This is a genomic window from Kaistella montana (genome assembly GCF_024436175.1).
In the GTDB taxonomy this organism is placed as follows: Bacteria; Bacteroidota; Bacteroidia; order Flavobacteriales; family Weeksellaceae; genus Kaistella; species Kaistella montana.
In genome coordinates, this window is the sequence record NZ_JANFQP010000002.1 from 741,928 (window position 1) to 763,358 (window position 21,431).

General features: G+C 38.0%; 12 protein-coding genes and 1 pseudogene. 9 read left to right on the forward strand and 4 right to left on the reverse strand.

Translation table 11 applies throughout. The features are described from left to right. Positions 1 to 30: 30 nt before the first annotated feature. The 6 genes from NOV28_RS09610 (at position 31) to pckA (ending at position 9,115) form a co-directional block, all read left to right on the forward strand. Positions 31 to 1,959, forward strand: coding sequence for a putative porin (locus tag NOV28_RS09610; protein WP_255930278.1), 1,929 nt, complete (start codon positions 31 to 33; stop codon positions 1,957 to 1,959). A 7-nt stretch (positions 1,960 to 1,966) separates the two neighbouring features. After that, positions 1,967 to 3,553 (forward strand): bacillithiol biosynthesis cysteine-adding enzyme BshC, encoded by a 1,587-nt coding sequence (gene bshC, locus NOV28_RS09615; protein WP_255930280.1) that lies wholly within the window; start codon positions 1,967 to 1,969, stop codon positions 3,551 to 3,553. Between the two features lie 38 nt (positions 3,554 to 3,591). Next, positions 3,592 to 5,505: a LysM peptidoglycan-binding domain-containing protein gene (locus tag NOV28_RS09620; RefSeq protein WP_255930400.1), complete on the forward strand. Its 1,914-nt coding sequence runs from the start codon at positions 3,592 to 3,594 to the stop codon at positions 5,503 to 5,505. A gap of 83 nt (positions 5,506 to 5,588) precedes the next feature. Further along, positions 5,589 to 6,464, forward strand: coding sequence for an ACP S-malonyltransferase (gene fabD / locus NOV28_RS09625; protein ID WP_255930282.1), 876 nt, complete (start codon positions 5,589 to 5,591; stop codon positions 6,462 to 6,464). A gap of 9 nt (positions 6,465 to 6,473) precedes the next feature. Continuing rightward, a complete protein-coding gene (locus NOV28_RS09630) occupies positions 6,474 to 7,379 on the forward strand; it encodes a GYDIA family GHMP kinase (protein ID WP_255930284.1) in 906 nt (301 codons plus the stop codon). Between the two features lie 131 nt (positions 7,380 to 7,510). Continuing rightward, positions 7,511 to 9,115: a phosphoenolpyruvate carboxykinase (ATP) gene (gene pckA / locus NOV28_RS09635; RefSeq protein WP_255930286.1), complete on the forward strand. Its 1,605-nt coding sequence runs from the start codon at positions 7,511 to 7,513 to the stop codon at positions 9,113 to 9,115. A gap of 269 nt (positions 9,116 to 9,384) precedes the next feature. Here the strand turns inward: pckA and NOV28_RS09640 are convergent, their stop codons facing one another. Continuing rightward, positions 9,385 to 11,118, reverse strand: a complete 1,734-nt coding sequence (locus NOV28_RS09640) for a RagB/SusD family nutrient uptake outer membrane protein (protein WP_255930288.1) — start codon at positions 11,116 to 11,118, stop codon at positions 9,385 to 9,387. Positions 11,119 to 11,137: 19 nt separating this feature from the next. After that, a complete protein-coding gene (locus tag NOV28_RS09645) occupies positions 11,138 to 14,071 on the reverse strand; it encodes a SusC/RagA family TonB-linked outer membrane protein (RefSeq protein WP_255930301.1) in 2,934 nt (977 codons plus the stop codon). A 281-nt stretch (positions 14,072 to 14,352) separates the two neighbouring features. Here NOV28_RS09645 and NOV28_RS09650 point away from each other — a divergent pair, with 281 nt between their 5' ends. Together NOV28_RS09650 and NOV28_RS09655 are read left to right on the forward strand one after the other, a co-directional pair. Next, positions 14,353 to 15,465, forward strand: coding sequence for an alkaline phosphatase (locus tag NOV28_RS09650; RefSeq protein WP_255930303.1), 1,113 nt, complete (start codon positions 14,353 to 14,355; stop codon positions 15,463 to 15,465). 8 nt (positions 15,466 to 15,473) lie between these two features. Beyond that, complete coding sequence (locus tag NOV28_RS09655) at positions 15,474 to 17,246, forward strand: alkaline phosphatase (RefSeq protein WP_255930305.1); 1,773 nt, start codon at positions 15,474 to 15,476, stop codon at positions 17,244 to 17,246. A 10-nt stretch (positions 17,247 to 17,256) separates the two neighbouring features. Here NOV28_RS09655 and NOV28_RS09660 read toward each other — a convergent pair whose 3' ends face one another. Then, a complete protein-coding gene (locus NOV28_RS09660) occupies positions 17,257 to 19,047 on the reverse strand; it encodes a metallophosphoesterase family protein (RefSeq protein ID WP_255930307.1) in 1,791 nt (596 codons plus the stop codon). A gap of 650 nt (positions 19,048 to 19,697) precedes the next feature. On the opposite strand from NOV28_RS09660, the gene NOV28_RS09665 reads away from it, so the two are divergent. Next, the gene (locus NOV28_RS09665) at positions 19,698 to 20,003 is read left to right on the forward strand and encodes a type 1 periplasmic-binding domain-containing protein (protein WP_255930309.1); all 306 of its coding nucleotides are present in this window, start codon (positions 19,698 to 19,700) and stop codon (positions 20,001 to 20,003) included. 21 nt (positions 20,004 to 20,024) lie between these two features. Here NOV28_RS09665 and NOV28_RS09670 read toward each other — a convergent pair. After that, a pseudogene (locus NOV28_RS09670) lies at positions 20,025 to 21,348 on the reverse strand (IS3 family transposase). Positions 21,349 to 21,431 lie beyond the last annotated feature (83 nt).

The window sequence follows — 21,431 nt, forward strand, 5'->3', positions numbered from 1 at the left end:
TTTCTTACATTTGTACTCCAAAGTTTACCAATGAAATACTTCCTTCTCTGTATATTGTTTTGCAACAGTTTCCTCATTGCGCAGGTCGTCAATAAAACCGATTCCAACAGAGTGAAACCTCAGGATACCTTGGTTATTGATTCCGGCACCAAAGATTCGTTAACAATCTTTAAACCTACGATTTACGATTATACTTATCAAACTCAGTTTTCTGAGAAAAAGATCTTCGATACCACACTTACTCACAACAAAACTTTCATTTTTTCACAATACAATAACCGCGATAACTTCGGGAAAATACAGTTTGCCAACATCGGTTCCGGTTATCAGCCGCTGGTTTATGAAGTCAATCCCGAGCAAAACTTGTCCTTGCTTCCGACCAATAAATCATTTATGATTTTGGGAATTAAAGAGGTGAAATATTACGATGTGAAAACTCCTACAACCGCTTTCATCTATCACAATTCGGTAAGCAGTGGAGCGGCGTTGCAGTCAACTTACACCCAAAATATTGGTAAAAACTTCAATTTTGCAGTAGAATATATGGGGTTGAGATCTTTGGGAGTATATCAATATAATTTGGCGTCCAACAACAATATTGTTTTTTCAGGTCATTATACTTCCAAAAACAATAAATACGAAGCTTTCGCTCATTATTTGCATCAAAATGTTAATAATCAGGAGAATGGCGGTGTTTCGGATATCAGTCTTTTCCTTGATGGAAACAGCAATTTTAGCAATCGACTCAATTTACCGGTTAATCTTACCGCTTCAGACTCTCGATTTTCTTACAGAAGATATTATTTCAGCCAGCAATTTCGACCGTTTTCTTCGGAGAAATTCCCTTTTAAAATCCGACATACGATTTACCACCAAGGCAATAAATATTATTACAACCAATCTTCAGCAGAAGGATATTACTATACCGACGCAGTCGATTTGATCGACTATCCGCTTTCTTCGAAGAAATATTCCGAGAATTTAAGCAATACGGTAAGTGTACTTTTCGATAAAGAACATTTCAAATTAGACGCTGGAGTTCGTCATCAACTCATTAAACTAGGAATGGGAACCGCTTTGCCCGATGCTTTGAATATTCCTCAGGAAAGGTCCGAAAACCGAATCGGAGCAGTCGGAAATTTAGAAATTAAACTTTGGAATAAAGTCGCGCTTAATTCTAATCTAGAATTTTCTAATGGAACCGAATTCGGAAGCTTTCTTCGTTCACAAAACTTATTGAAATTCGAACCGATTGAAGGTTATTTCGTCAATGCCAAAGTGAATTTCCAAACTGCATCACCGAGTTTTAATTTGTTGATGAATCCTTCGATTTACAAGAAATTTAATTATAATTTACAAAATCCAAGCAACGAATCGATTACCGAAATTGGTGGCGACATCAATTTAAAATGGTTCAAGAGCAGTGTTTTTGCGAATTATTTCAGAATTGACAATTATACTTACCTCGATGCCGATGCGCAACCGCAGCAGAGCAGTTCATCGTTAAATATTTCTCAAATCGGTGGCGAAGCAACTTTCTCTTATGGAAATTTCCATTTGAATCCGAAAGTGCTTTTCCAAAGTGCAATTGAGAACAAGGATTTGCTGCCGATGCCTAATTTTATTGGTAGAGCAAACCTTTTTTGGCAATCTAAAGCGTTCAAAAAAGCAGCAGAAATTCAAGCAGGAATCAAGGTGTATTATTTCAGCAAGTTTGCTTCACGGGAATATTTCCCGGTGTTGAACGAATTTATTTTGCCTAATGCCAATTCGTATTCCATCGGCGGACAACCGATTGCCGATGTTTATTTCAACCTGAAAGTGAAGCGAATGTTCTTCTTTATCGAAGCGCAGCATCTGAACACCACTTTCATGCAGAACAAATCTTTCACCGCGCCAAATTATCCGATCTATGATTTCAGATTGAATCTCGGGATTGTTTGGTATTTATTCAGTTAAGACTATTTTGGAAAAAATTAAAAATATCCCGTTTTTAGAAATTGAAAGCATTCCACAGCTGATCAAGGATTTTCTTACGCAGAAGATTGAAGGTTTTGAGGAAGATGTTTTTAACCTTAAAAATATTGAAAAACAGTTTCTGCTCAAAAAAGAAAGTTTTTCACAAGGGAAAAGAGCCGTGCTTTCGAGGGTTTTAGAAGAGCAACATGCCACTTCAAATCTCACCGAAAAGCAAAAACGAAATTTATCTTATTTAAAAGATGAAAATTCGTTTACGGTAACCACAGGGCATCAATTGAACTTGTTTTCCGGACCGGTCTTTTTCGTTTATAAAATTTTGCAAACCATCAAATTGGCCAATTTTCTGAATGAAAAATTCCACGAAAATAAGACCGTTCCTGTATTTTGGATGGCAACGGAAGACCATGATTTTGAGGAAATCAATCATTTTAAAACTGAAAATCATTATTACGAAACCAAAGCAAAATCTGGTGGAGCAGTAGGTAGAATTGCTGTAGAAGACGATTTTTTCATTTCTCAATTTGAAGAAGAATACAAGGATTCTGTATTTGGAACCGAGCTTATTTTGTTGATGAAAAGGGCTTACCGAAAGGGAAACTCACTTTCGCAAGCCACGAGAATTTTAGTTCAGGAGCTTTTTGCAGATTATGGCTTAATCATTATTGATGGTGATCATGCAGAATTGAAAAAAGAAATCACCGATGTTTTCCGAAACGAACTTTTGCACCAAAACCTTTTTGAAAAGACCAAAAATACCGTTGGTTTCCTTACTGAAAAATACGGAAAAGTACAGGTAAATCCTCGGGAAATCAATTTGTTTTATCTATCGGAAACCCGTAACAGGATTGAATTCCGTGAAGATAAATTCTATGTTGTAGATACCGAAATTTCATTTACCAAAGAGGAGATTATTGCCGAACTAGAAAATCATCCTGAAAAATTCAGTCCGAACGCATTGATGCGGCCGGTTTATCAAGAAAGTATTTTGCCGAATTTGGTTTATGTAGGTGGAAATGCAGAAATTATGTATTGGCTGGAGCTGAAAGATTATTTTAATTCGATTCAGGTGCCATTTCCAGTTTTGGTTCCGAGAAACTCGTTGCTTTTCACCGATGAAAAAACATTGAATAAAGCAGAAAAAATAGGCCTTTCTCTAAACGATTTTTTCCGAGATTTTGCAGCAGTTACGAAAGGAATTCTTTTAGAAAACAGCGAAATTATGGCTCTTTTGAATCATAGTGAAGCCGCTTTGAACCAACAGTTTGAAGAAATTTCAGCCAAAGCCGTAACAACAGATAGTAGTTTCGGAAGTTTGGTAGATGCGGAAAAAACGCGACAACTGAAATCTTTTGAAAGAATGAGAAAAAGGCTGCTTCGTGCAGAAAAAATAAAGCAAAACGAGAAATTAGAAAGACTTGAAACCCTATTTTTAAAGATTCATCCCGGAAAAATATGGCAGGAAAGAGTGTTTAATTTTTCTGTATTCTATGCTGATTATGGTAGAGAATGGCTTCAAAATTGTTATGAAGAAATGGACGTAGAGAAGTCGGAACTTATTATTGTTTCCATTTAATTTTAAAGCAGTATTTTTGTAAATATTTATCATACATGATGTTCAAAAAATCATTCATAATTTCGAGCTTAATCGTTTTCTCAGGGTTATGTGCCCAGACTCATACTGTTGTGAAGGGAGATAATCCTTATAATATTTCCAAAAAGTATGGAATAAGTTTAGACGAACTTTATCAAAAAAATCCAAAAGTAAAAAACGGAAAATTGGCTTTAGGAGATGTTTTGATTATTGGTAAAACTACTGGATCCACCAAAACGACAAGTTCCAAAGCTACTGCCTCAGTACAATTAGGCAAAATAGTTTTGCAACCAAAGCAAACGATCTACGGAATCACCAAACAATATCAAATCAGCGAGGCAGAACTCAGAAGATTGAATCCTGAGTTGGACAGCCACATGAAAATTGGTGACGAAGTGGTATTGCCTTTGGCGAATATCAACAAGTTCGGAACCGCCCAAAATGTTTCTGTAAAACAGGAAGAAGTGAAAACTACTCCTGTTGTGGAAGAGGTGAAAAATGAAGAAAAAGCTTCTGGCGACGATTTTTATACCATTGAAGAAAAAGATAATTATTATAAACTGACCCGAAAGTTTAACCTTACCCAAAAGGAATTGTTTGCTCTCAATCCTGGATTGGAGGAAAAAGGTTTGAAACCGGGAGACGTTATTAAAATCAAAGGAAATACAACAGCCTCAGAAGTTTCTGAAAAAGGTGTAGAGGAAAAGGTGGAGGAAAGCAAACCTGCAAATACTTATACCACAACATCTACAGCTGATGATTATGTGACTTACACGGTACAAGCCGGTGATACTGTTTTCGGGATCTTAAATAAATTTGGAATTTCTTTAGACGAATTGCTTAGTCTAAACCCTAATATTTCCCAAGGTTTGAAAACAGGGATGGTTTTAAAAATCAAAAAATTAGATGCAGCATACAGCAAAAAATCAGGAGATGCTCTGAATGTAGTAATAATGCTTCCGTTCGGTTTTGATACCAACGATTCGAAATTCCGTACCCTTTCTCTTGATTTTCTTACAGGAGCTAAACTGGCAATTGAAAGAAATGTTGCCAATGGGCAAAAACTCGACATTAAAGTAATCGATGCCGGCAACGAAGCGAGTTTTAAAAATTCTTTAACTCAAATCAATGCTGATAACACGGATTTAATTATCGGACCGTTTTTCAAATCGAGTGTTTTACAGGTTTTGGATTATGTGAAAACTTCGAAAATCCCGGTAGTAGCTCCATTTGCGAATTCTGAAGATTTGTATCAATACAGCAATCTTATCCTTATCGAAACCAATGAAATGGTCTATGCAGACCGAATCGTAAAAGAAGTGAAAGATGCTTATTCGGATCAGAAAATCTATATTGTTGCGGATGGTGATAAAACCAAAGCCAACTATCTGAAAACCAATCTTGAAAAAGAATTGAAAAATCCAAATGTTATCATTGTCAATTCAGCAGCTGATGTACAAGCAGATAAGAACATGATGACGGGACAATCTGCACCTGTAATCGCTATTCTGGCTAATGATAATGATGCTGTAGCTGAAGCATTTGCCAACAGAATGATTTCTCTTGCTAAGGAAACTCCAGATGTGAAAGCGTTCAGTATGTATTATTCATCTATTTTCGAGAAAAAAGTGGATGAACTTAGTCAAGCCAATTTGGTTTATTTAATGGATAGAAAAATCAATACGGAAGGTGATTTCGAGAAGGAAATATTAGCAGCATATAAGAAAAAATACTGCAAAACACCTTCTAAATATTCAGTAATCGGTTTCGATATCGTTAATGATATGCTCAGCCGTGAGAATAAAAAAGGGGAAATCTTCAAACAAATGGGTAAAGTACAAACTCAGCTTGCCACCAAATTTGAATTTGAAAAAACCAAATCGGGCGCTTATGTAAACAAAGGTTACCGAGTTGTTCGTTTGGTACCTAATTAAAAAATCCGAAAAGGTCAATCTAAATAACACAAAAGGGGTAATTCTACAAGAATGACCCACACAATTTTTTGCAAATAAAATATATGAAAGCACTTGTATTTCCTGGTCAAGGTTCACAGTTTGTCGGGATGGGAAAAGAATTATATGATTCCCGTAAAGACATCAAAGACCTTATGGAATCTGCCAACGACATCTTAGGGTTTGACATTGTTTCCACCATGTTTAATGGAACAGACGAAGACCTTAAAAAAACAGAAGTGACACAACCTTCTATTTTCATTCATTCCGTAGCTGTTTTAAAAATAGTAAATGGGCAAGGCGCGGAGATGGTTGCCGGCCATTCACTCGGTGAGTTTTCTGCTTTAGTGGCCAACGGAGTTTTGTCTTTTGAAGATGGATTAAGACTTGTTTTTGCACGTGCAAACGCGATGCAGGAAGCTTGTGACGCTCATCCGAGTTCGATGGCAGCAATTTTAGGTCTTGCTGATGAAAAAGTAGAAGAAATTTGTCAATCAATCAATGGCATTGTTGTTCCTGCAAATTATAACTGTCCCGGGCAATTAGTTATTTCCGGAGAAACGGCTGCAGTAGAACAAGCTTGTGAAAAAATGAAAGAAGCAGGTGCAAAACGTGCATTAATGCTTCCGGTAAACGGAGCATTCCATTCGCCATTGATGCAACCTGCACAAGAAAAACTGGCAGCAGCAATTGAAAAAACCAAGTTCAGAAATCCTACCATTCCGGTTTATCAAAATATTACCACAACTGCGGTAACAAATCCGGAGGAGATTAAACAAAACTTGATCAAACAACTTACTGAACCTGTAAAATGGACTCAATCTGTTCAGAATATGATCAAAGACGGAGCTACCACTTTCATCGAAGTGGGTCCTGGAAAAACTTTGCAAGGTTTGATTAAGAAAATCAACAACGAAGTAGAGGTTTCAACCGCAATTTAAATGAAAAGAATGGGTCAACTATTTTCACGTGGAAAATTATTGTTCACTTCAGAATATACCGTTTTAGACGGAGCCTTAGCTCTTGCCGTACCTACAAAATGGGGGCAAGAGTTTTTTTTTGAAGCCAATGACAATGAGCAATCGGAAGTGGTTTGGGAAGCTTACCACCAAGATCAGTTGTGGCTGTACGCAAAAATTGATTATAAAACCTGGGAAATTCTCGATACCAATATGCAAGAACCTGCGGCATTTGTCTTGAAAGTTCTTCAGAATGTTCAGCGGCTTTCTACAAAAGTTTTTCAAGCTAATTACTCTTATCTGTTGCGGACCAATCTTCAGTTCCCTTCCAACTATGGTTTAGGAAGCAGCTCTACTTTGATGAACAATCTAGCAGAATGGGCCGTGATTGATGCTTACAAACTTAATGAACTGAGTTTGGGGGGCAGCGGTTATGATATCGCCGTGGCTAAAGAAAAATCTGCACTTCTTTATCAACTTACCGGAAATGAAAGACGAGTGGAAGTTATCAATTTCGAACCATCATTTAAAGATGAACTCATTTTTATTCATCTAAATCAGAAACAAGACAGCCGTGAAGGTATTCAACTTTACCGTTCGAAGGAAAAATCGCAGGAACTTATTGATGAATTTTCTGAACTGACGAAACAGGTTTTGAAAGCGCAAGATTTAGAATATTTTTCGCAATTGATGACCAAACATGAAGAAAAACTTTCAAATTTTCTCGGAATCGAAACCGTGAAAGAAAAATATTTCGAAAACTGCCCTGTTTTTGTAAAAAGTCTAGGCGCTTGGGGAGGCGATTTCGTGATGAGTACTAAATTTTCGGGTTTTGAAGACTATTTTTCGGGAAAAGGTTTTAGGGACGTTTTTTCTTGGTCTTATTTAATTAAATGATAATCAGGTGTTTATAGGTTTTTAATTTTCTTGTGAATTCTGATGAATATCAGTATTTTTAAAACATGATTAATTATTATTAATGTTTAAATTTGTTTTTCACTATAAAAATCAGAAAATAAAAAGTCATTATGAAGAATTTCAAAATTATTCAACAATTAGATGGTTTAGGAATTACGGGCTACCAAGAGGTGGTTTATAATCCCACTTATGAAGAGCTTTTCAAAGCTGAAATGTCCACCAAGAACCAAGGTTTTGAGAAAGGTGCTCTCACCGAATCGGGTGCTGTAGCAGTAAAAACCGGAGTGTTCACAGGCCGTTCTCCAAAAGACAGATATATTGTAAAAGATGACGTAACTAAAGATACCATCTATTGGGATGGAAAAGTTAATTTACCTACTACTCCTGAAATTTTTGAAAGCTGCAAAAAACTGGTTCTGAAACAGCTTTCCACTTCTAAAAAAATCTATGTTGTAGATGCTTTTTGTGGCACCAATCCTGATACGAGACTTAAAGTGCGTTTCGTGATGGAAGTGGCTTGGCAAGCGCATTTCGTAACCAATATGTTTATTCGCCCTTCCAATTATGAGCTTGAAAATTTCGGTGAACCGGATTTCATCGTGATGAATGGTTCGAAAACCACAAATCCTGATTGGAAAGAACAAGGTCTCAATTCTGAGAACTTTGTAATGTTTAATCTTACCGAAAAACTACAAATTATTGGGGGTACTTGGTACGGTGGTGAAATGAAAAAAGGAATGTTTTCAATGATGAATTATTACCTTCCGCTAAAAGGCATGGCTTCCATGCACTGTTCTGCAAATGTAGGTGATGAAGGAGATGTAGCATTATTCTTTGGATTATCAGGAACCGGTAAAACAACGCTTTCAGCAGATCCGAAAAGATATTTGATCGGTGATGATGAACATGGTTGGGATGACAACGGCGTTTTCAACTTCGAAGGTGGTTGTTATGCAAAAGTAATCGACCTTAGTGAAGAAAAAGAACCGGACATTTTCAAAGCAATCAGAAGAGATTCTTTATTGGAAAATGTGGTGGTGAATGAATATGGTGAGGCAGATTATAAAGACAATTCTATTACAGAAAACACACGGGTTTCTTATCCGATCTACCATATCAGCAAAATCGTATTACCTTCAAAAGCAGGGCACGCAAAGAAAATTGTGTATTTATCCGCTGATGCATTCGGAGTATTGCCACCGGTTTCTATTCTTAATGAAGATCAGGCGCAGTACCACTTCCTATGTGGTTATACCTCAAAACTTGCAGGAACTGAAAGAGGAATCACTGAACCAGAACCATCCTTCTCACCGGCTTTTGGAGAAGCATTTCTTACCCTTCACCCGACCATGTATTCTAAAACATTAATCGGGAAAATGAAAGAACACGGTGCAAAAGCTTATCTTGTAAATACCGGATGGAACGGCACAGGGAAAAGAATTTCATTGAAAGATACCCGAGCGATTATCGATGCTATTATCGATGGATCTATCGATAAGGCAGAGAAAACGACTATTCCGGTAATGAATTTGGAAATTCCTAAAGCTTTGAATAATGTTTCTGAAGGAATCCTAGACCCACGAGATACTTATGCAAATGCATCAGAATGGGAAGCTAAGGCAAGGGATTTGGCCGGTAGATATATCAAGAATTTTGAGCAGTACTGCAATACAGAAGAAGGGAAAAGATTGGTAGCAGCAGGCCCTCAGCTTTAATTTTAATTGTTTTGTATAGAAATTCCCTTGGCTCTTTGGTCGAGGGAATTTTTTTATGAATGATGATCATCGGTTTTATGCTTAAGAGGAATGAGAGAGGACGGATGGTTTTCTTGAGATTGGTTTAGGGGTGTATAGAGCAGTCGTGATACGCATGAATCATCCTAGCACGAAAAAAGAAAAATAGGAAATAAGTAGTATGTTTTTATATCAAAAAACAACACCCATTTCCAATTGGAAACGGGTGTTGTTTGATAAGGCGGGTTTTCTTAGTATCCTTTATTTTGAACCAAGTACCCCGGTTGGTTAGAGGCTCCATCTATCGCAGTTTGTGGGATTGGGAAGAGTCTCTTATAGACATCGGTATTGGTTTTGGAGGTCCAAGAATCTTCATATTTTCCAAATCGGATCATATCAGTTCGGCGTGAGTATTCCCAATAGAACTCGAAACCTCTCTCACGATATAGCAAATCTAAGGTGATATTGCTAAGAGCAGGAGGGGTCACTTTGGGTCTTGCTGTACGTGAAGCTCTTACAAAATTGACATCAGCAAGCGCATTTCCGTTGTTTCCTTTTCTAAGGAATGCCTCAGCTCTCATCAGGTAAATATCGGCTAAACGAAGCAAAACGATATCCGCTTCTCCTTTGTTTCGGCCGGTATCTGAAGAACTGCTGAATTGGTATTTAAGTACGCGGAACCCATCTGCATAATCCTTGTGGGTAGGATCTTCGTGATCGATCTCTATAACATGGTTGACATACTTTGTATATCCGTCACGTTGTTCGGTCATTGGATAAACTTTAAACATATCGCCTTCTTTTTGAAACGGCTGACCATTTGAACTGTTACGAAGTCCCCATTGAATCCCTCTCAATATTCCTCTGTTAGGTTGGTACTGTGCACCATTTACCAGAAAATAATGATTAGAATCATTGGCTGGACTAATCCCTTGTAAATTTTGAAGATGTGCAGGAATTGCTAGGTTTTCTTTAAAGAATCTTGCATCAGCTTGTGCAGGATCGGTATTGCCGTACGCTTGGGTCCAAGTATTAAAGAAATCTGGAGTAATGGCAGGACCATCGGTACCGTTTGCTTTCGGGAAAAGTGCCAATGGATACTGGCTTCCGGATAGAGACCAATAGGCAAGTCTGTTATGGGAGGTGGTGAGTGCAGGTCGTTGGTCAATAGCAAAAATAATCTCTTTATTGGTATGGTTATCATTGTCGAAAATGCTAAAATATTCGGGAGACAATGAAAACTTTCCTGAATTTATAACTTTTCCTGTATATTCGATCACTTTATCCATATCTGCTGCTGCAAAGGCAGGAGTTCCATATGGATCTCTATATACGGCGGCATTCAGATAAAGTTGTGCCAAGAAACCATGTACTACGGATTGGGAGATCCGTCCCGGAGTATTGCTATTGTCTAGTTGTGTTACCACACTCAAGAATTCTGATTCTAAGTATTTTACTGCTTCATCTCCTCTCAAGATGGTAGATGTTTCTCCCGAAGAGTCTTTTTTAAATACGATGCCCCAGTAATCGAGCATTAGCATATTGTAGTAGGCTCTTAATGCCTTCATTTCATTGACTGCTTTTTTAGCCTCATTATCGGTATCCGCTAGTGGAGTAAGGGTTTCTATAGCAGTGATGGTACGGGATAGCAATAAAGTGAAGGCGTTCCAAGTATCTTTCACTACCGCATTGCCAGTAGTAGTGGTGTGCTGGTGGAGTTCAATATATTTTCCACCATCATACCAATCGTTTCCGCTTCCTCGTGGAGGAAGAATTCCTTGATCAGTGGAAATTAATTGTAATCCAAAGTTTTTAGTATGAGTGAAAGCGTCAGCTAAAGGGCCATAAGCGGGTGCAACTACGCCGGATATCACATTATCGGTTTGTGCGATCATGGATTCATCGATTACTCTTTCGGAAAGATCGGAACAACCGACTGAAAGAAGGCTTAAAGCTACTGATGCGATAATTATTTTATTTTTCATTTTTTTTAGATTTTTGAAATTAGAAAGATACATTCAGGCCGAATACAAAACTTTTTGATTTTGGGTAAGTAGCATAATCAATCCCGAAAGTTTGAATACCTCCACTGGTAAGCCCTGAATTAATCTCTGGGTCGAATCCAGAATAATTGGTAATTACGAATAAGTTGGAACCGGTAAGAGAGAGACGGATGTTATTCACCCTACGGTCTAAACCAACGGTATTCGGATTTAGATTATAACCAACGGTTGCATTATTCAGTCTTAGGAATGATCCATCTTCTAAATACCTATTGGAGATAACATTAGTATTGTTTACACTTTCATTTGCATAGGCAGTAGAAACTGCTGTAGAGTTTTGGGATAAAGCCAGCCTACCTTTGGTGAACAAAGTAGATGCAGTATTGTTATAAATTTTGTTTCCACTCACCCCGTTGAAATTCACAGAGAAGTCGAAATTTTTATAATCAAATTTTAGATAGAAGTTATAAGTTAGATCCGGAAGTGCGCTTCCGTCTGCAATACGATCATTGTCTGTGATTTGACCATCTCCGTTTACATCACGGAATATGTTGACTCCCTTATTATTAATTCCTAGAAAATCAAACACATAGAATGTTCCAATCGGTTCGCCTGAAATGTAACCATTAATCAAAGCGCCGGTAGTTCCAGGTCCTTGAGCTGAACCGGTAGTAAGCACTTTAAAAAGAGAGTTTTTGACCTCATTTTTGATATAGGCCATGTTTCCACCGATGCTGTATCCTACTTCGCCCACTTTGTCAGAATAATCTAGGGCAAGTTCAATTCCGGTATTATCGATGGTCATCCCGTCAATATTTTTCCAAAGTTTTTCGGTAGGAGTAATCGGATCAGTAGGGTTGATTTCCAATAGAATATTGTCAGATACTTTCTTGAAATAGTCTATGGTACCGGTAAGTTTGTTTCTTAAAAATCCAAAATCAAGACCTATATTGGTTTGGGTGGTGACTTCCCATTTCAGATCTGGGTTGGCAGTTCTTACTAAGATCACGCCCACTGGAAAATTATTGCTGTTGTCCATTGGGTAAGTAGCATTTCCGGCATTGGTACTCTGGTAACTCGCTTTAGTAATTTTATTGGGGATTTCCTGATTTCCTGTTTTACCCCAGCTTGCTCTAAGTTTCAATCGGCTTATGGCGTCGGAGTCCATAAGGAAGTTTTCTTTCATTATATTCCAACCTAAAGCAAGGGATGGAAAGTAACCGTATCTGTTATTCTGTCCGAATTTAGAAGAACCGTCAGCTCGCATGGTTGCGGTAAAGAGGTATTTGTCAGCATACCCATAGTTCAATCTTCCGAAAAAGGATTGAAGTTCGTTTTTATTGGCCACAGAGAAGGAAGAAAGAAGTTCTGTTGCTGCGGATATTTGATATTTTGGTTCAATACCGTTATTAGGGAAACCACGGTAAGACCATCCTCTTGATTCGAAAAATAAATCCTGATAAGAATGCCCAGCCATGATGTTAACATCATGTTTCCCGGCCTTAAATTTATAGGTAAGGGTGTTTTCTACTAAAATATTTTTATTGTTATAATCATTGATTTGCAGGTTCCCTTCTTCCAATGGGATGGCATGCGGCGTGTTCTGCACATCTCTGTTGGTAGAAGAATAGTCTGCCCCTAAGTTGAGTTTGTAAGTTAAACCTCTAAGGATTTCAAATGAAGGTGAGATATTGGCTATCAACCTGTTGTTAATGGAAAAATCTTGATAAATATCCTGTCTGATCAGCGGGTTAAAAGAGCCATTGTTAAAGACCGTAGTAGGTGTTCCGTCGGTGAATGCTGGATAGGTAGGGTTCATCGTAAGCATGGTGGAAACGATAGAAGTGGCAGAAGGTCTTAGATTTTCTGTTCGTGAACCATTTAGGTTGAAATCAACATTCATTCTTCCGTCAAATGCTTTTTGGCTAATGTTTACCCGACCTGAGTAGCGGTTTAGTTTGCTATTGTGCAAAATTCCCTCTAGTCCGTCATAGCCAATGGCAGCATAGTATGAAGTGTTCTCACTTGCGCCACCCATTGAAAAATTCAAATTATTGGAAATAGCGGTGCGTGTAAGCAAATCTTGCCAATCTGTTTCAGAGCCACCGTCATCTAGTGTTGCGCCAATCGCGGTAACTTGTTTTCTGAATTCATCGGCACTATAAACATCCATTTTATTGGCCAGTGTAGAAACGGTCATTGAGGAGGAAAGGTTCATTTGGGTTTTCCCTTTTTTTCCTTTTTTAGTCGTGATTACAATAACACCATTTGCTGCTCTTGCTCCATAGATTGCAGCTGCTGAAGCGTCTTTCAGTACATCAATTTTTTCTATGTCTTGGGGATTGATGAAGTTCATTGGATTGACGGGTACTCCTGTTGTGGTATTGTCCATCGCAAAGCCATCAATCACATATAGTGGAGTAGTACCAGATCGTAAACTGCCCACTCCTCGAATGATGATGTCTTGAGATGCACCGGGTTCGCCACTGACCATGGATACATTTACGCCGGCAATTTTCCCTTGCAATAGTTGACCAGGATTGGCTACCAATCCTTTGTTAAAATCATCATTGTTCAAAGAGGCAATCGCTCCTGTAACATCAGATCGTTTTTGAGAACCGTAACCTACCATTACCACCTCCTCTATCAAAGCGGTTCTTCTAGGAAATACTACCGAAAGCGGTTGGGTATTTTCCAGAGTTATTTGGGTAGTTGAGTTACCTGATGAAAAAGAAAGTTGATCTCCTTCTTTAGCCAGAATAATAAATTTTCCAGCTGAATCGGTTGATGTGGTTATGGAAGATTGGGTATTTGCCACCAATACATTTTTCATGGTAGTTCCATTTTCATCTCGCACGGTTCCTGTAATTTGGGTTTGTGCAAATGCCAGTGTACTACTTGTTAATAGCCATGCGGCAATGTTTAATCGCTTCATATTATTTTTTGTGGCAAAAATAGAAGTTGAGGTGGCCATAGTCTGTTAACATAATTTGAAAAAAAGGATACATCTGTGTTAAGAGTTTAGCCGATAAATAGGGTTAAAATTAAGTTTTTATCAAATTCACGAAAGGGTTAAAGTGTAAAGGCAACTGGATCAACAGGATACCATTTTCCCATTTTTTGGCTTCTTTTTTCACCCATTTTTCACTGCTTATTTGTAATACATTTACGAGATATTTTCAACAATATTTTCACTTAAAATATAGAATAGTAGTTATGAGAAAGAATTTTGGACGAAGTGTTTTAGGGATTTCCTTAGTATGTGCTTCTGTAATGGGGTTTTCACAAAAGAAAGAACCAATTAATGTGATTATGATGATTGGCGATGGAATGGGGGTAGCCCAAGTTTCTTCTGCCTTTTACTTTGGGAACTCGGCTCCTAATTTTCAACAGTTTAGTATTACAGGCTTTTCGGAAACATCTTCCACCAGCCATCGTATTACAGATTCTGCTGCGGGGGCTACTGCGCTCTCTACGGGACAGAAAACCTATAAAAGAGCGATTGGGGTAGACAAAGATTCAGCATCAATTCCTACGATACTAGAGCAGCTTCAGGAAAAAAATTACAAGACGGGGCTAATTTCACTAACCTCCGTGACCCATGCAACGCCGGCGGCCTATTATGCTCATGTGAAAGACCGGGATCTGCATGAGGATATTGCGACCCAGCTTGTACCATCAGGTGTGAATTTTATAGCTGGAGGAGGAATAAAATATTTTACCAAGAGAAAGGATCATGTTGATCTCTTGAAGGAATTTACCAAGAGAAATTATCAATATCATACTTCTTTGGATTTACTCGATCCGAAGAAAAATCAAATTTACCTATTGGCTGATGAAGGGCTGCCTAGCAAAGACGAAGGCAGAGAAGACTTCCTCCCTGAGATGACCCAAATAGCTCTGGATTATTTTGAACAACAAAAACAACCATTTTTTCTAATGGTTGAAGGGTCTTATATTGATTGGGGTGGCCATGCAAAAAATGCGAACAGGGTCGTACAAGAGGTATTGGATTTTGATAAAACCATAGGGGTGGTTATTGAATTTGTAAAGAAAAACCCTAACACCCTGCTTATCGTAACTGCTGACCATGAAACAGGAGGTGTGAGCTTGGGGAAATATTCGGAGAAAGATCCTACAACGGGTAAAATAGTTGAAGTGCCAAGGCGCGTACAAATTGAATTTAATACCGATCAGCACACGGCCGCACTTGTGCCTGTCTTTGCAATGGGAAAAAATCAGGAGTTGTTTTCAGGAGTTTATCCCAACAATGAAATTTATCATAAGATTGTAAAAGCGATTGCTGAAGCGGGGGTTACTATAAAATAAAAAGAAGAATGAAAACCAAAAGAATTCTGATCCTATTAATGATGGGTTTTTGTGGATTTGTATTCTCGCAGCAGACGCGGGTACATTCACATAATGATTATCTTCAAAAAGTTCCCTTTTGGGGAGCTCTGTATGCCGGAGCGACGAGTATAGAAGCAGATGTTATCCTGAAAGATGGGCAACTCTATGTAGCCCATGACGAAAAGAGCCTATTGAAAGAAAGAACCTTTGACAATCTTTACTTGAGCTCTATCGTTAAGGCAGCAGAACTCGGTATGTTAACCAAGAGCCCTTTGCAGATTTTAATCGATATTAAAACAGAGAGCAAATCTACTTTGGCTGAGGTAGTTAAAGAGATTGAGAAATATCCAATTCTTCAAAACAACCCGTCACTAAGTTTTGTGATTTCCGGAAACCGACCTTCACCTTCGGAATATAAGAATTATCCTGCTTTTATTATGTTCGATCATCAATCACTTTCACCGTTAACCACTGAGGAATGGGAAAAAGTTGCATTGATAAGTCTTAGTGTAAAGACATTTACAAAATGGAATGGAAAAGGTGCGCCTATTGCAACAGATGAAAAACAGATGAATGATGCCATTTCTACTGCAAAGAAATACGGTAAACCTTTCCGCTTTTGGGCGATTCCTGATGCTAAAAGTTCTTGGGAATATTTTGCAAGAGCGGGAGTGAATTTCATCAATACGGATCAACCTTTTCTATGTAGAACGTATATAGAAGGCCTTTCTAGAAGAACCTATACCAATTCCAAGATATCAGAAATATACCATCCTGCTTTTGCAACTGACGGATCCATTGCTCCGGTGAAAAATGTAATCTTGCTTATTGGTGATGGAAACGGACTTGCCCAAATCTCCTCTTCGCTTTTGGCAAATGGTGGAAACCTCACCTTGTCACAATTGAAACATATTGGATTGATTAAAACTTCTTCTACGGATAACTTTTCTACTGATTCAGCAGCTGGCGCTACTGCGATGGCGACTGGCAAGAAAACAAGAAATCGGTATATAGGGGTAGATCCTGAAGGGAATGTACTTGCGAGTATTCCTGAAATATTGAAAACAAAAGGATACAATACAGGTATTATCACTACCGATGAGATCACAGGTGCCACTCCATCGGCATTTTATGCTCACCAACCAGAGCGTGATATGGCCAAAGAAATTGGTAAAGAATTTTTGAAAAGTACATTGAATTTGGCAGTGGCAGGAGGCAAGAATAGTTTTATAGGACAAAACCACTTCGTTGAAGTCCGTAATCCTTCTGAACTCGCAAAAAGCAAAGCAGAACAAGTAGTGATGTGGTTGTCGGAAGGTTCTGTTCCTTCAGTATTAAATGGACGCAAATCCATTCTCTCCGAATCGGTTAAGGCGGGTTTGAATTTCCTTCAATCTAAGAATAAACCATTTTTTTTAATGGTTGAAGGAGCGCAGATTGACAGTGGAGGCCATGCTAACAGTACAGGGACAATCATCACCGAAGGAATTGATTTTGATCAAGCAATTGCTGAGGCCGTGAAATTTGCCGATCAAAATTCAGGAACTCTTGTGATTATTACCGCTGATCACGAAACTGGAGGTTTCAGCCTTCCGCATGGCAATCTGAAAAACAATGTCGTGGAAGGGGCTTTTGAAACAGATGATCATTCCGGGATTATGGTGCCGATATTTTCTTATGGTCCACACGCTGATGAATTCATAGGGATTTATGAGAATCATGAAGTGTTTCACAAGATCATGAAGGTGTTGGCCAAATAGTTTTGGTGAATTATTGGTATTGAAACTGAACTTCTCTTACGTCTTCACCATTGGATAATTTTTGTAGAATTGAAAAGAATAATTTCAGTTGTTGCCCCAATTGGTCTGTTGGCTTAAAACAGGCCAATTGTTTTTCTAAAAAGGCATATTGTTGCAACCGCTTTGTGGGAATGTCTTGGGTGGCAAGTCCTCCCGCAGACTGAAATTTATAGAGGTCCAAAAGAACATCGGTAAATGACCATTTTTTGAAATCAACGGATCTTAGTCTTTGATTCCTTAAATTTTCATCCATGTTCGGAGTTCTTGTTTTGTTGAGAATATCCAATCCGTTAATTGTTTTGGTGTTTTCAACGAAATCTTTCGGCCATTCGGATGGGAGCATTCTTAACCGAACCAATTCAGTAAGATGGAAAAGCATAAACTCCTTATAATTTTTGGTTTTTAATATTTTTTTATTCCAAATTTTTTCTGGAGTGGTTTTGCTGAGCTTTTGGTATTCTTGTTCATAAAGAGGGAAAAGCTCTTTATACCTTTTCACGTTGGCGATGGTCTTTGTTTCTACCCGAATGTTTCCGCCTGATTCTATGGTGATAACTTTATATCCAGGCAGATAGGCAGCCAAAGAAGGGACTTGAAAATTGCGAATCATTTTACCATTAGAAATGCTTTTGGTTTCCGAATCATTGATGTGCATGTGTCCTGCAAAATGAATTTTTATTCCCGCTTCTGCAAAAGCATTAGTCACATTTTCGTTTGGCACACGAGATAATTGCCACTTATCTTTTCCTAAAAGTTCAGCCAACTCTGGAGTTGCTCCATTATTGAAATCTACCATTGGATAATGGCTGAATGCGATAAGTATTTTATTTTGTTTTTCGGCTTCCTGAGTCATTCTTTTCACCCAAGATAAGAGGTGGGATTTGTACTTTATTGCATTGTTGTACCCATCGTTAGCACCTCCGTAGGTATTAGGGTCTGTTGGACTCCCCGTTTTTTTCTCCGGAATATAGGTATTCCCGTCAATGGCCATTAGCCAAATTCCTTCCACGGGCTCAGAAATATAGCTAAGATCTGGTACTTGGAAACCGGAGCTGCTTTCGTAGGTTCGGTTCTGTATTTCAGCATCTTGCAGAGCGTCTTGGTAATGATATTCCGAATAACTTTTTTTGCTGAATGGGGTCTGCCAAAATTTATCTTTTTCCGAAGGACTAAAACCGAAGTTTTTCATCCAATCCAAAATTTCACGATAACCAGACTCGGCGATGTCTTTGGTAATAATACTTTCCTTTTTACCGTTAGGGTGGCTGAAAATACCAACAGGAGATCCGTTTTCGCCTAAAAAATCATTTTTTCCGGCTTCTCGTCTAAAGGGGCGAACGGGATCATGGTTTCCTGTGGTGATATAAAAAGACATTTGATATTTTGCTTCATATTGATCCAAGATTTTTTTTAGACCTCGTAGATTATAAGCCTGTCCATCATCAGTAAAATCTCCCGGAAGTGCCACAATTTTGATGCCCTGATCGGCAATGTCATCCAAAGCGGCAAATAAGGCAAAATAGTTTTCATTAAATATTCTGGTGGAATTGAGCTGAGATTGCATCGTACGCATTAGCGTAGGCTTACCAGTTTTTGGATTGATCACCCCACGGTATTCATTATCGGAAAAATTGCCATATAAATCTTGAAAATGGATATCTGCAAGGAACGCTATCTTCGTAAGGTTTTGTGCGCCAATATTTTGCAAAAATAAAAATAAGGCTAATACCAATAAGCGTAGTCGGTTAGGGTGGCGATTCATTTTTTGTAAAGGTTCATGGTGATCATTTCTGCCTCAAACTTAACACATCTTTCTAATACATGATAACCAATGATGATGATTTAACTATTTCTTTACAAATAAATAAAGAGAAAAAAGAATAATAAACGAACTGCTTTTGTTGACTTCGGAGGTCAATCATTCTGAGATTGATTGGGTTATTGCTAAAAGGATTTTCCAAGGAACGTGTCTTTAGTGTAAAGTACACCTGAAGTATACTTAAAGTACCCATAGAGTATACTTGAAGTATACACGGGATTGGTACGGCTCAACTACGGCTCAAGTATGGCTTAACCTCTGGGATAGGTTTTTCACAGGTAGTTTAGAGGGAATTAATAGGCAGTAGAAGGCCTTTTTTGCTGTTGCTTGAAAGAATTTAACGCCGTGTAGAGATTCTTTTGTAAATGTACAAAATAATAGAAATGGACTCTGTTTTTTAATTAAATACTTGTGGAGAATCTTTACCAACGATCTTTTCTATTTTGACCCTACTGTTTTTGGATTGTTTGGGCAATGATTCTTGTGATCACATTAAATTTTATACAACATACAGGAAATGAGTAGACAATTCCTGTAAAATATTTTTATCAAAGATTGTGGGTGTTAAACAACTTTATTAATATTGCGTGAGTATGTCCAAAAACAGAGATTATAAAATGATGAGCTTGAGGAAGATTTTCCAAATGATATTTCTTTTGCTGATCCTAACGACCGCATGTAAAGAGAAGAGCCAAAAGTCGAATCAGGTAGTGATCGGATTTTCACAAGGGCTCGGCAATCATCCGTGGCGTGAGGCAATGAACCATTCTATGGAAATTCAGGCTTCTCTTCATTCTAATGTAAAATTGGAGATATCGAAAGCGGATGGCTCTGTGAAAAAACAGATTGCTGATATTCAGAATGTACGTCTTCAAACTAAATTGGACATTTTGGAATAAATCCTTAAGGAGTATTTAGGGTTATAAATTTATTAATTTCTGTTTAAAATACAACTGTCTTCTTTTTTCCAAAATTTGCTCAGATCTTCCGAAGTACACATCTGCTGGAGGAAGGTTTTTCAAAGATTCGTGATATCGCTTGTTATTGTAGTTTTCTACGAATTTTTCTAAAGCTTCCACAAGTTCTTCAGGATGATAGAAGTGATTGAGTTTTACCACGTTTTTCATTGTTCTGTGGTATCGTTCTATTTTCCCTTGGGTTTGCGGATGCATCGGTCTTCCGTGAACCTGCTTCATCTTTAAATCTTCTTTCAGGTAGGTTCTGAGTTCTTTGATATGTAGCAGGAACCATTGTCTGAGAGTAATTTCGGTTTGGCTTTAGACTTTAATTTTGCTTTTTCAATCGCTGTATTTACTGTTCTTTTCACATCTTCGGCCTTCATCGAATCGCATAGCTCCCAGTGGATGATATACCTGCTGTAGTCGTCTAAAACAGTGCTTAGATAGTACCAACCCCAACCAATCACTTTAAAATAAGTGAAATCTGTTTGCCACATTTGATGTACAAATTCTGTTTTGTCCTTAAATTCATTTGCTGCTGAAAGTAAAAAATGATTCGGTGCAGGGATTAAATCCCGTTGCTTTAAAATCCGGTAAACACTGGATTCTGAGATGAAAATACCTTGTTCATCGGTAATTTTGTGCGCCAGTTCTCTTGAGGAAAGTTCTGTATGTTCCAAAGCGATTTCTACTACCAAATCTTTTTGTTCTTCCGGAATGCTATTCCATTGTCTTTTAGATATTCTTTTGGACGTTTCCAAGCCATCGTAGCCGTTTTCAAGGTATTTCTGATACCACTTATAGAAAGTACTTCTTGCAATCCCAAAGCTTTTCAAGGTTCGTTTTACACCAATTTCACTCGTAGTAACTTCTTGAATAATTTCGTATTTCTCACTTGCTGATAATCTCATAAACTTTCTGTATTTATGGGTCAATCCAGCATGTCTAAGCTTTTTTTTACAATGTCATAGCGCAGAACCAAATCGGCAACCATTTCCTTCAGTCGGGCATTCTCTTTCTTCAAATCCGACACTTCATCACTGGTAGCTTCTCTGACGACATCACCATTGAGCCGTTTTTTACCTGCCTCCATAAATTCTTTGTTCCAGGAATAAAACTGAGATTGGGCAATATTATGCTGTCGGCATAGTTCTGCTACAGAAGTTTCTGCATGAAGCCCTTCCATTACGATTAAAATTTTCTGCTCGGCTGTGAAAATCCTCCTTGTGTTTTTGCGGATGTCTTTTACGAATTTTTCGGAACTTTTCTTTTTAGGTGTTTCCATAATTAAATGTAATTCTTTTTTTGAAAACACTCCTTAACTTTTATACTATATAATGTCTACTTTTTGCTGACGATTTACAATTG

Excerpts from the sequence above, each read along its gene's own strand:
- NOV28_RS09610 (WP_255930278.1), top strand. The coding sequence starts at position 31 with ATGAAATACTTCCTTCTCTGTATATTGTTTTGCAACAGTTTCCTCATT.
- NOV28_RS09620 (WP_255930400.1), top strand. The coding sequence starts at position 3,592 with ATGTTCAAAAAATCATTCATAATTTCGAGCTTAATCGTTTTCTCAGGG.
- fabD (WP_255930282.1), top strand. The coding sequence starts at position 5,589 with ATGAAAGCACTTGTATTTCCTGGTCAAGGTTCACAGTTTGTCGGGATG.
- NOV28_RS09630 (WP_255930284.1), top strand. The coding sequence starts at position 6,474 with ATGGGTCAACTATTTTCACGTGGAAAATTATTGTTCACTTCAGAATAT.
- pckA (WP_255930286.1), top strand. The coding sequence starts at position 7,511 with ATGAAGAATTTCAAAATTATTCAACAATTAGATGGTTTAGGAATTACG.
- NOV28_RS09640 (WP_255930288.1), bottom strand. The coding sequence starts at position 11,118 with ATGAAAAATAAAATAATTATCGCATCAGTAGCTTTAAGCCTTCTTTCA.
- NOV28_RS09645 (WP_255930301.1), bottom strand. The coding sequence starts at position 14,071 with ATGAAGCGATTAAACATTGCCGCATGGCTATTAACAAGTAGTACACTG.
- NOV28_RS09650 (WP_255930303.1), top strand. The coding sequence starts at position 14,353 with ATGAGAAAGAATTTTGGACGAAGTGTTTTAGGGATTTCCTTAGTATGT.
- NOV28_RS09655 (WP_255930305.1), top strand. The coding sequence starts at position 15,474 with ATGAAAACCAAAAGAATTCTGATCCTATTAATGATGGGTTTTTGTGGA.
- NOV28_RS09660 (WP_255930307.1), bottom strand. The coding sequence starts at position 19,047 with ATGAATCGCCACCCTAACCGACTACGCTTATTGGTATTAGCCTTATTT.
- NOV28_RS09665 (WP_255930309.1), top strand. The coding sequence starts at position 19,698 with ATGTCCAAAAACAGAGATTATAAAATGATGAGCTTGAGGAAGATTTTC.